The organism is Chthoniobacter flavus Ellin428, from assembly GCF_000173075.1.
In the GTDB taxonomy this organism is placed as follows: Bacteria; Verrucomicrobiota; Verrucomicrobiia; order Chthoniobacterales; family Chthoniobacteraceae; genus Chthoniobacter; species Chthoniobacter flavus.
On record NZ_ABVL01000040.1, the window covers coordinates 25,957 to 37,629 of the forward strand.

At 60.7% G+C, this 11,673-nt stretch carries 8 protein-coding genes; 2 read left to right on the top strand and 6 right to left on the bottom strand.

The annotated features are described in order from the left end of the window. Window positions 1-17: 17 nt before the first annotated feature. A complete protein-coding gene (locus CFE428DRAFT_RS38090; protein ID WP_006983697.1) occupies window positions 18-479 on the bottom strand; it encodes a ferritin-like domain-containing protein in 462 nt (153 codons plus the stop codon). A 239-nt stretch (window positions 480-718) separates the two neighbouring features. On the opposite strand from CFE428DRAFT_RS38090, the gene CFE428DRAFT_RS31000 reads away from it, so the two are divergent. Continuing rightward, window positions 719-3,412, top strand: a complete 2,694-nt coding sequence (locus CFE428DRAFT_RS31000) for a DEAD/DEAH box helicase (protein WP_006983698.1) — start codon at window positions 719-721, stop codon at window positions 3,410-3,412. Window positions 3,413-3,448: 36 nt separating this feature from the next. On the opposite strand, the gene CFE428DRAFT_RS34820 is transcribed toward CFE428DRAFT_RS31000, so the two are convergent. From CFE428DRAFT_RS34820 to CFE428DRAFT_RS31030, 5 genes are all read right to left on the bottom strand, one after another. After that, window positions 3,449-5,740 carry an ADP-ribosyltransferase family protein gene (locus CFE428DRAFT_RS34820; protein ID WP_006983699.1) on the bottom strand — a complete coding sequence of 764 codons (2,292 nt, stop codon included), beginning with the start codon at window positions 5,738-5,740 and terminating at the stop codon, window positions 3,449-3,451. Window positions 5,741-6,588: 848 nt separating this feature from the next. After that, window positions 6,589-7,746 carry a prolyl oligopeptidase family serine peptidase gene (locus CFE428DRAFT_RS31010; protein WP_006983700.1) on the bottom strand — a complete coding sequence of 386 codons (1,158 nt, stop codon included), beginning with the start codon at window positions 7,744-7,746 and terminating at the stop codon, window positions 6,589-6,591. 875 nt (window positions 7,747-8,621) lie between these two features. Next, complete coding sequence (locus CFE428DRAFT_RS31020) at window positions 8,622-9,503, bottom strand: reverse transcriptase domain-containing protein (RefSeq protein WP_237705585.1); 882 nt, start codon at window positions 9,501-9,503, stop codon at window positions 8,622-8,624. A gap of 455 nt (window positions 9,504-9,958) precedes the next feature. Continuing rightward, window positions 9,959-10,657 (bottom strand): MAE_28990/MAE_18760 family HEPN-like nuclease, encoded by a 699-nt coding sequence (locus CFE428DRAFT_RS31025; protein WP_006983705.1) that lies wholly within the window; start codon window positions 10,655-10,657, stop codon window positions 9,959-9,961. Continuing rightward, a complete protein-coding gene (locus CFE428DRAFT_RS31030) occupies window positions 10,650-11,096 on the bottom strand; it encodes a hypothetical protein (RefSeq protein WP_042726175.1) in 447 nt (148 codons plus the stop codon). Before CFE428DRAFT_RS31030 ends, CFE428DRAFT_RS31025 begins: the two co-directional genes overlap by 8 nt. A 163-nt stretch (window positions 11,097-11,259) precedes the next feature. On the opposite strand from CFE428DRAFT_RS31030, the gene CFE428DRAFT_RS31035 reads away from it, so the two are divergent. Further along, a partial coding sequence (locus tag CFE428DRAFT_RS31035; protein ID WP_042726176.1) for a helix-turn-helix domain-containing protein occupies window positions 11,260-11,673 on the top strand: 414 nt, incomplete at its 3' end.

The window sequence follows — 11,673 nt, forward strand, 5'->3', positions numbered from 1 at the left end:
TTATATTTCCCCGTCGCTCACACCCAATGCGGCGCGGCCGCATCCGCGAGCGCCCGCGCACGTTCGTGCGCCACATGAATCGCCGTCGCGTGTCGGCGTACGGTCTCCTCGATCGGCGCCGGCAGCGCGTGTTGCAACACCTTGTCGTAGGTCTCCGCGGCGCAGCCTTCGCCCCGTTCACATTCGCGCAAAATCGCATGGGCCTCGCGATTCACGATCGCGCTCTTCAAGTTGATCCATCCGCGATGCAGCGCACCGGCCACGCTGCTCGCGTATTCGGGATTGCTGTTGCCCAGCTCATGCGCCAGCGACTGCAACTCTCCGGCGAACTTCGCCCGCTGCAACGAGCACTGATTGCAAAACTCTTTCGCCTCTTCGTCGACGACGTTCTCCGCTGCCGTCAAATATCCCTCCTGCCCATCCTTGCACGTCTGGATCAAGTCATTCAGCAGAGACCGAAGGTCGGTAATCGTTTCCATATCACCAAGAATCGCCCTCACCGCCACCCGTGAGCTTGCCTCCGTATCAGCCCTCCCTCGGGGCTGCCCCTGACCTCCGCATCGTCCGGTGAAAGTCGGCCTGAATACAGCAGGAGTGGGACTCGCTGCCGGAGAGCCGGCTCTATTCGAAACCCTCGCAAACTGTCCGGCACGCGTTGCGTCTCCACGCCGCCCCCTTTGGTGTTGCGCACTGCCACCGCGTTCGCTGCCATAGCCGGGTGCACGCCAGAAAATCATCCAAGCTCACCCTGCGCGACAAACTCTCGCGCCTGACCCTGGCGCAAGCCGCCAAATGGCTCGGCCCCGACGGATCCCGGCTGCTCACGCTGGGAGCGAAGATCGACATCGATCCGGCCGGTGTGTCCTGGCCGGATGATGCGACGTTTCAGGTCGTCATTCCTTGCGCAGAAACTTCCGTCGTCGTCACGCTCGCGCTCGCTCCCAGCGGCCGCGATGGCGTGCGCTGGATCTGCAGCGAGTCCGAAGACGCGGAACTGTGGACCGCCGCCGTCCTGGCTTTCATCCTCGAAGAAAAGACCGCTCTCGGGCTGGCCACGGCACCGCCCGAAAAGATGGATGTCCCGTGGGAGCTCATGGACGAACAGGCTCTCGAAAAGCGGGCGCTGGCCGAGCGAGAGAAGCGGGCCCGCGAGGAGAAAATGGACATCACGCCGGTGAGCCCCACCAAAACCCCTTGGTGCGATTACCTCGTGACCAGCTCACTTTCCGGCAAGAGCTACCGCGTGGCCTTGCGCGGGCTGGCCCGGGGACAGTCGTTTTGCACGTGCCCGGATTTCCGCAAGAACACGCTTGGCACCTGCAAGCACGTGCTCGCCGTTCTGACGCGCATTCGGCGGCGGTATCCGGCTGAAGCGCTGCGCCGCGCTTACCAACCCACGGAGATCGCCGTGCACGTGCGTTACGATGGCGAATTGCGCCTGGCCTTCGAGCTGCCCCGCAAGCTTTCGCCCGCCGCCGAAAAAATCCTCGGTCCGTGGCGGGAGCGCTTTGCCCAGACCATCGAGGAAATCGCCGAGCTCTTCACCGCCTTGGAAGCACTGGAAGCCGCCCACGAGCCGGTGGTCGTCTACCCCGACGCCGAGGAGCGCATCGCCCAGGCCCTGCACCAGCGGCGGCTCTCCGAGCAGGTCGCGCAGATTCGGAAGAATCCGGCGGCGCATCCGCTGCGCTCTTCTCTGCTCAAAACCGAGTTGCTGCCTTATCAGCTCGATGGCATCGCCTTCGCCGCCGGCGCCGGCCGCGCGGTGCTCGCCGACGAGATGGGCCTCGGCAAAACCATCCAGGGCGTCGGTGTGGCGGAATTCCTCGCCCGCGAGGCCGGCATCTCCCGCGTGCTCATCGTCTGTCCCGCCTCGCTCAAATCCCAGTGGGCCGCCGAAATCGGCCGTTTCTGCGGACGCGGCGTCCGGCTCATCTCTGGCCGCAACGCCGAGCGCAACGCGCAATACGCCGAGGGCGAATTCTTTACGGTCTGCAATTACGAACAGGTCCTGCGCGACTACCTCGCCGTCGAGCGTACACCGTGGGATCTCATCATCCTCGACGAAGCGCAGCGCATCAAAAACTGGGAGGCGAAAACCAGCCACGTCATCAAATCGCTGCGCTCCCGGTTCGCCCTTGTCCTCACCGGCACGCCGGTGGAAAACCGGATCGACGATCTGTTTTCCATCGTGGAGTTCATCGATGACCGCCGGCTCGGGCCGGCCTTTCGTTTCTTTCACACGCACCGCACCGCAAGCGAGACCGGCAAAGTGCTCGGCTACAAGAATCTCGCCGCTCTGCGCCAGCGGCTGGCGCCCGTGCTCCTGCGCCGCACCCGCTCCAGCGTGGCGCTCGACGTGCCCACGCGCACCACGGAGATCGTGCGCATCGCTCCCACCGACGAGCAGCTCGCCCTGCACAACTCCAATCTTCAAGTCGTCGTAGCCATCACGCGCAAAAAATTCATCAGCGAGATGGACCTGCTGCGTCTCCGCCGCGCCCTGGCCGCCTGCCGCATGGCCGCCGACAGCACCTTTCTCGTCGACAAGACGGAGCCCGGATATTCGAGCAAACTCGAGCGGCTCGGCGAATTGCTCGCCGCCCTTTGCGCCGAACCGGAGCGCAAGATCATCGTTTTTTCCGAGTGGACCACCATGCTCGATCTCATCGAGACGCAGTTGAAAAATCTGCGCGCGAAATTCGTCCGGCTCGACGGCTCAGTCCCGCAAGCCCGCCGCAAGCAACTCGTCGCCGAGTTCCAAGACAATCCCCAGTGCCGCGTCTTCCTCACCACCAATGCCGGCTCGACCGGCCTGAACCTGCAGGCCGCCGACACCGTCATCAATGTCGACCTGCCGTGGAATCCTGCCCTGCTCGAGCAACGCATCGCCCGCGCGCATCGCATGGGCCAGAAACGCAAGGTCCACGTCTATCTTTTCGTCACCGAAAAGACCATCGAGGAAAACCTCCTTGCCACCCTCGGCGCGAAACACGAGCTGGCCGGCGCCGTCCTCGATCCGGACAGCCCGCTGAGCGAAGTGCAGCTCGTCTCCGGCACCGAGGAATTGAAGCGTCGCATGGAAGTCCTCCTCGGCGCCCCAGCCCCGGCCGCGCCAGACGTTTCCGCCGAAACCAAGGCGCGCGCGGAAATCACCGCTCTCGCCGAGCGCCGTCAGAAGGTCAGCGAATCCGGCGGCCAACTCCTCACCGCCGCCTTCAGCTTCCTCGGTGATCTCCTTCCCGAGGCCGGTACTCCGCCCAATCCGGCGGCCACCGCTGCCCTTCGCGAAAGTCTGGCCAGGTGCATCGAACCGGGCGAAGACGGTCGTCCCCGCCTCACCGTTACGCTGCCCAACAGCGAGGCTCTCGACACCATCGCCGCCACGCTGGCCAGGCTGCTCGGAAGATGAAAGAATCGTTCCTGGCGGGACGCGCTTCCAGCGTGGTCACGATTTCTGCGTGAAATAAAAGACCCCCTTTTTCAGGTTTTTCAGCTGATCCGCGGTGAACTTGCGGATGTCCGTGATCTCCTTCGGCTTCTCCTTGTCGCCCTCGGCAGGCTCCTTATCCACAAATTTGACGAACTTGAAAACGGCCCCGGGCGGGAAGAGGATTTCGCCTTCCGTCCCGTGCAGCGAAAACATGGAGATTTCGCGGCCGGTCTTGATGTCGCTGATGATGCTGACGATCTCGCCAAATCCCGGGACGGTTTTCAGGCCGGTGCTGACAAAGGCCTTGTCGCTGCGGGACCCGGAAGTCAGCAATTCTTTGTCGCCCACGTCGGGCAGGTTTTTGTCGCAGCGGCGCACCGTGCCCTTGTAGACGGGCAGCTTCCTCAGCGCGCTTTTGCAGGCTTCAATGTAGGGACGAAAATCCGTCTTGGGCGTATCGCCGCCGGCCGGCAGCGTGGTGTCCTCGGCGGGATTGACCTTGGAGCCGCGCAGGATGGCGTTGATCGAGGTGAAATCCTGCGTGGAGTAACCGTAAATCGAAGCCACTTCGCCCATCTCCATCGGCTCCGAAGGCACGCCGTCGGGATTCGGTTTGTAGGGATCAAAGTTTTCCATCTTCGGTTTCTCCTTGGCCACCTTTCCGCCCTTGCTCGCCGCCGCCTGCGCCCGGGCCGCCGCCGCTGCGTTCTCCCTTTTCGCCGTCGCGTTCGCATTGACCACCATGGTCTCGGACATCCGGGCCATTTCCATGAAGGCCTCATCGCCCAAGGCGAGGAGCATTTTGCCCGAGGACGATTGTTTTCCGGCCGTTTTGGCCTTTTCCATCTCGTCCCGATAGCGGGCCTTTTGATCGTCGATCCACAACGGCCGGACCTTTTTGCCGAGGTCCTCCCGCTCTTTCTGGAGACCTTTGAATTCCTCAAAGAGATTCTTCATTTCGGCTGGGTCCACGCAGCCGGTAACCGCCGTATTGAAGGCCGTCAGTTTGCCGAGCAAATCTCCCATTTCTTTGATCACCGGATGGCCGGGAGATTTGGACGTCGCCAACGAAGTCAAAGCCCGCAGTTCCTCGGACAGCTTCAGTTCCTGGTCCTTCCGTTGCGCCGGGATCAGGAAAAACTGATCCACATCTTTGATCGAACTCCACCGCGGAGCGGCTGGGTCCAGCCGCTTGTTCAGCTCCGTCCGCAAATCCTTCTCCACCGTCGCAATATCCGAGTCGTCACATTGCGCCAAATCCACAGCAAGAGCGTTCAACACTTTGGCCTTTTCCGCATCCGAGACATTCGGCCACGTTTGCGCCTTGAGGAAGTCGAACTGGCTTTGGCACTTCGCTTTTCTATTCGGAAGGGTCGCTACGGGCGTGGCCTGCGGTGCTGCTGCCGCTTGGGGCGGGACCGCAGCCTGCGGGCCTGCGGCTGGCTGCGGGCCGGCTGCAGGGTGAGGCGCGGCGGCACCTTGTGGTCCTGCTGCAGGGTGGAGCGGAGCCGCAGCCTGTGGCCCTGCGGCTGCCTGCGGGCCTGCCGGATTACGGGGCGGCGTCGCCGCCGTCCCAGCCGGTGGCGGAGTGGCTCTGGTCCTCGCGATTCCAACCCCTCCGGCCGTTGGTGGCGTTCCTGCCGGCCGGGTGGGCGTCGTGGGTGTGGCTGGAGCGGCTGCGGGATTGGGCGCCGCTCTCCTGAAAGCGGGATTGGCGGGAGCGGCTTGGGGTTGGGCGGGAGTGGATCCCGAGTTCGCCCTCACGGGCGGCGTCGCAGGATGCGCCGGCGTCGCTCCACCCGACGCGGCTGCTCGAGGAGTAGTTCCTCCGGGTGTGGGAGTAACCGCTGCCACCTTGGCCGGTCCGGCGGCCCGCTGCGGCACGGGAAATTTTCCCGGGGCAGGCGCTGACGCCGCCTTGACGGGCGCATTGACTGCCGCCGCCGCTGGGGTGGCACCATCACCTTCGTCCGCCGGAATGAAAACGGTATCCTGGATCAGATGCTTGGTGAGCAGCGTCTGCAATTCCACACAGACCCCTTTGCCAGCCGTAAACTGCAACTCGTTGCGTGCGTTCCGGACGACTTCGCCTTTGGCCTTGGGCGTCGGTCTTCCCGGAAGGTTGCCCACCATATTCGCCTGATAATCAATCAGCAGCAGGGGCTTCTTTTCTTTTCCGAAATCGAAGCTGGCGAGGAAGAAGAAGTTCTTGGGTTCTTCCGACTTCACGGCCAGCGCCGCCTTTTTGAGCACTTCGCCATATTTCTTGGGATCCTTGACCTGATCGAGCGAGATAAAAGTCGGCATACAGAAAAGGCGCGGGTGGGAAAAACCCGCGGACCTTCTGGTTTAAAGAAAAGGAAGGGAAAGGCCAGCCAATTGAACGCGCCGGCTTGCGGCCGTTCGTGTTTCCGGTGTCGAGTCGTGCGAGAGTTCGTGCGCAACAGCCGATGGAACCACCACCTCGTCCGCGATCCGCGGCAGAAGAGTACTGTGGTCAGCACCTATCCGGGGCAACTGCGTCGCCGAGGAGGGGAGGCGGGCTCCTCTCCGGACCGCGATCCATGTCCGCCACTGCATCGACCGACTCATCGCCGTCGAAGAGCTCTTTGAATGGAATGTTCCACGTGGAAAAGGCCGGCCGGAAACACGCATCGGGATCCAGAACCCGACCCTCTTCGGGGGGCGTTGCCGGACTTTATTTACAACTTAATTTACAGGTCTCACAGGCCTGTAAAACAAGTCATCCGGGACCTGGGGGGACTTTTATTTACACGGCTCCTATATTTATATAGGGCCGTGTGTAAATAAAGTCCCCGTCCCCGAGTTTATTTACAGGGTGTAAATAATGACCGCGGAATTCACCCCACGATCCTCATCGCCCGCGGCGCGCAGGACGCACTGCCGATCAACGCCTGTCAAAACCCAGGAGTTCCACGCGGTTTGCGCATTTGCCGTCGCGCGCGATCCCGAGGTTTCATCCGCGTCGTGAAGACCTCTCTTTGCCCGTGGCTTCTGCCGGCGCCGACGCTGCGGTCCTCTACGGCGGCACCCCGGCCCAGACCGTCCGAGGAGCGCGTTTTCACCTCCCACGCCTATCTTCCCCTCTCAACCGTGACACCGCCCCATTCGCGGGCGAAATCATCACCGGCCTGTCACGGCGACGCGTGCGGCACCGATTGCCGCCCCAGCCAGTCGGACAATTGTTTCAGGAAGCGTTCGCGATGGCTGAAGACCAGAAAATGGTCCGCCCCCGGGTAGGCACTCATCTCGACCCGCGCCCCCGCACTTTTCATCAGCGCGGCGCAGCTCACCACAGACGGCAGCGGCACCCGGTCGTCGCTCTCGCCGGTGACGATCAGCACCGGCTTGTCCCGCGCTTGGATCGTAAATTCCTTCGAACTCAGCGCGTCGTCATCACACACCGGCGACAGGAAAATGAAGGAACGGAACCGGCGGCCTGCTTCCGAAGCCGCCACGTAACTGACCCCGAGCCCGCCATTGGAAAGGCCCGCCAGGTGCACCTGGCTCAGGTCCAGCGGGATGACCCTGGCCGCATCCTCCAGCGCCGCCATCACCACCGGCCCGCTGTGTTGCGCGTCCCAGTTGCCCATGCCGAAAGTGGGCGCGATGAGCACCATCCCACGCTCGTCCGCCACCTTCGACAGCAGCCACGTGTAGGCCTCGAAATTGCCCCCGCTCCCGTGGAGGAAGACGAGCACGGGCGCGGGGATCTTCCGATCCAGGCGCGGCGGGATGTAGAGGAAGTAATGGCCGTGATTGAAACGCCGGCCCCAAATCTCGTCGTACGTCTCCGGCAGGACGGAACCCAGCGCGCGGAAGTCGTCGTCCGCTTCCAACTCCGCGTAAATGCTTCGGGTCAGGCCGGAGATTTCCCGCGACTGCTTCATGGAAAATAGCGAATCCGCCATCGGCACCAGCCGGAAGCCGAGGAGGAGCTGATCGATTTCCGGCAGCAGCGCTCCCAGTGCGAACCGCGGGTAGTGCCAGCCCCCATCGGAGTAACGGTTCTGCACCCGCGCGTCTTTGCGTGGCGCTCCGTTGGGCGAAACGACGACCAACCCGAACGTGATCAGGCCCCACAACACGAACGCCGCCAGCCCCGCGGTCGTCCGCCAGCGCCCCTGACTCCCCGATCGTCGCAGCCAGGCCAACGCCGGCGCGGCGCCCAGCAGCAGCGCGCCGATGGCAAACATCCTGCCCCGCCCCGTGACCGCCGTCAGCAAGAGCAACGCCGAAATCGGGCAGACCGCCACCGCCCATGCCACGCTGAAGACGCGAAGGAGGAACATTCTCGGAGACATGCGGAAAGATTCAGAAAATCGCCTGCGCCCACCCATAACCCTCGCCAGCTCCGCCGACAAGGCCAGCCAGGGCATTGCGGAACTGAATCCGCTCCCACCCTGCACCGAAGCGCCATCCTTCCCACCCTCTCTCGTTCCCAAAGTGGGGCTTTGGGAATGCCCCCATCCGGGGCAACTGCGTTGCCGAGGAGGGGAGGCGGGCTCCTCTCCGCCCTGACCTCTCGCTCCGCTCAAGTTCGGGAACGAGATCGAACAATCGCTTTTCGTTCGCCAGGACCGTGGTGCAGAAGTAGGTTTCCGCTGATGAGTCTCGTCGAACTCACAGAACAAGTGCTAGCGCTCTCCAAGGAAGAGCGGCACCAATTTGCCGTCTGGTTCTTCGAAAACCGGGAGAGAATTCTTCCCCCCGGGTCGGAGGATACATCCGAAGAGATCAAGACCGAGTTGCGGCGGCGCAAACAGGAATATATCGACCATCCGGAGCAGTTCCGGCGCGTGGAGACACGCGAGGAATTGGCGCGGTATTTCGACGAAATTCGGGATGAGGTTCGCTCTCGCCTTCCATCCAATCGTTAAGTACGACCTCGCGGAGGCGGAGCATTGGTATGCCAGCCTGGACCGGGGTCTGGGACTGCGAAATAAACGGCCGCTTTCCTCGCGTGTCATTCTGAGCGGAGTGGAGGGAGTGTAACGACTGGAGCGCAGTCGAAGAACCCGGCGGAACAACCAGCGATAATCTCTGGTAAAGCGGCCGGATTCGCTTTCTCTTCCGGGGTAGAGCCGCCGGTTTCCCGGCGGCTCCCCCACAGACCCGTACGAGCCCAATTAAGGCATACGGTTCCTCAGAAGGACGGTTTTGCTCATCAGACGGAATGAACGATTCGTGGTCTGGGCAACGGATAGACCTCTCTGATGAGTTTCTTGAAGCGTTCCCACGACATCCCATCCTGCTGCCGGCTGCGCCGGTTTAACCACCACCTCATTCGCTGGGTTGCTCCTTCGTAGAACTGGGCCAGGCTCCGATAGTTACACGTGATGCCGTAATAGGCATAGTGACCTTGGAGCTTGCGTCCGAGTTCTCGCATCAGTTCCTCCACCGGACGATGCTGGTTTTGCCGGCACCACTGGTGGATGGTTTTCAACGCTCGACGCAAGCGCTTGCGCGCCGTCTTGCGCTGGATGTACCAGCGCCCCTTTCGCGACTTCGCCCAATGATGAGTGAAGCCAAGGAAGTCGAACGTTTCGGGTTTTCCACTGCCGCCGCCGCCTCCCGACCCGTCCTCCGGTTTCCCGAAGCGCACGAGTCGTGTTTTGCCCTCATGGAGTTTCAACCCATAGCGCCCAAAGCGCCCCGGCAACGCTTTCATCACCCGCTCGGCATCTTCCCGGCATTCGAAGCCCATGACGAAGTCATCCGCGTAGCGCACCATGAACCCGCGGCCTTGCAGCCGCGGTATCACCGCCGCCTCGAACCACTCGTCGAGCACCTCATGCAGGTAGATGTTACTCAGCAGCGGGCTGATCACGCCGCCTTGCGGCGTGCCCGCTTCCGGGTAGCTCAGCGCCCCAGCCTCCATCACTCCAGCCTTTAGCCACTTGGCGACCAGTTTCAGGATCACTCCGTCTTTGACCCGCTTTTGGAGTATTCCCATCAGCACGCCGTGGTCGAGCGTGTCAAAGAACGCTCGGATGTTCGATCCACCAAAACCGGCCATTCCGACATGCTCGCCGCTATACTCTTGCAAAGCTCAGGTTGTCTATTGAGCAATTCGGCAAGCAGTGCCGTAGCATCTTTGGCGATATTCAGTAGGTCACGCGTCGCCTGCTCTTGTGTCGGGCGGACATACTTTTCCCTGTGAACAATCTCCCCCACTTGATTGACACAGGTAAACCATTTCGCGTAGAGTTTCGGCTCACCATCGCCGAGTGCGGCACGGTAAATTGAGAATGTTTCCCCTGAAGCGTTCGGAGCGAACTTGGCTACGTCGAGAGATTTTCCGAGGCCTCGCAGTCTTCGCCGTCCGTGCCACTCGTCTTCAAGCGTAAATGCGCAAAAGGCCGGGCGAACCGCGATAGAGGCGTCATTCGCGCGCGGCCTTTCTCTCGGCGAGATCTTCCGTCCTTTTGCAGTCGCGGGCTCCGCTTGGTTCTTCTTCGCACGCATATATTGCCGATTCGGTATACACTATCTGCAAGTGGCCTACCGAATGGTGCAAAGATTCGCTTTACACCAGGCCCCAAAGGTCAAATCGGTAGCCCTACAAAAAATTTGCACAAGCCGAATCATTTCCTTGAGGTCGTGTGGCGTCTTCGTTGCTGCCGGATTGCCGTGAGCGATTTTGTTACGAGTGTCTACCATATGCTCCACCATATTCACCACTGCATGATAAGAGGCGGCCAATCGCGCTGAAAGGTGGGTTTTATAATTGTCGTATCCGAATCGATTAAAATAGGCGGATATTTTCTTGAAGCCAGGATTGCTAAAACCCTTATTGAATTTGTCGACCGGCAGCGGATTTGGGAAGGCGCCCACTTTTGACCAATAAGGTGTTTCTGTCGTAATAAAACCAAAGCACTTCTCCGCAAGGCGGTCGTGATCTTCAGTGTCTTTGATTTCATCGATAACTGCCTTTGAAATGTGATAAAAAAGGCGATTGACGAGTTTGTCACGGCCCACAGACTTTCCGTGCACATGCGTCAGCGCAACTTCACCCACCTCTTTAACGTATGCCTCTACATGTGAGCAGAGTAATACTACGGCTCCGCGGCAAAGGGCGTTAATCTGTGCACTATTAGCGATGGCGTCTGCCTTCTCTTTCTGCGCTGCCATGCGCCGTAAGTCCTCTACTTCGTTCAACCTAGAAACAAACGAGATGTAAGCTGAGGTAAACTTACTCATCCCTAGTCGGCATAATTGCGCTCCAAATTTCAAAGCGGCGCAACGTTCGCTTTTTATGATCCACGGCACGGCTGATTAAATCCAAGAATTCTTCATTGCGCATCAGTTCGGCAAACCGCTTCCTTACTTTCGGGCGAATTTTTGCGGCCTCTCCCGGGCGGACAGCCATCGCAGAGAACATCACGAGATCAAACAGCGCTCGATTTATCGTTTTGGACGTCGGCGGCAATCGGCGGAAACACTCTTTTGGCTCGAACCACGCCAGCGCGGTTTCCAACGCGCTTTCCCAAAGATTCTTCACTTGGCCAATTTTCTCGGGAGTATACTTCCTGCCTTTTTTTGCAGCATCATTTAGCCAATGCTTCTGAGGAGTACGGTACGAGGATTTTCCATGCAACGCGAACGCCACAAACCGCAACACAAGTTCCTCATCTCTCATTCTGGCTCCTCGCTATTTTGAGTGGGAAGATGGCGGCGTTGCGGGTTGGAAGAGGATCAGGGAACCACGGTTCCCCGAACCCCTCCTCTAGGGGGAACAGAGGTCGGCTGGTGAGGAACCGGGAGATTGACGAGGGGCTGGGATTGAGGGGCAATAGGGGGAAATGGATGCCAAGGAACTCTTCACGCTCGCGCTGCAACTGACCCCGGAATGGAAAGTCAGCGACTGCCAATTGGACCAAGAAGCACACCGCTTAACGCTCAAACTGGACTTTGTGGCTGGGAGCAAATTTTGCGCACCTGGAGCGGAGCATCAGTTGCTTTGCCCGGTGCACGACACGGTGGAGAAGAGCTGGCGGCATCTGAATTTTTTCCAATACCAGACCGAATTGGTAGCCCGAGTGCCGCGGGTGAAGACGCCGGAGGGTAAGGTAGTGCAGGTGGAGGTGCCTTGGGCGCGACCTGGCAGTGGGTTTACCTTGATGTTCGAAGCTTGGGCGATGCTGCTGTGCACCCAGATGCCGGTCTTGGAAGTGGGCGCACTTTTGGGCGAAGAGGACACGCGCCTGTGGCGTTTA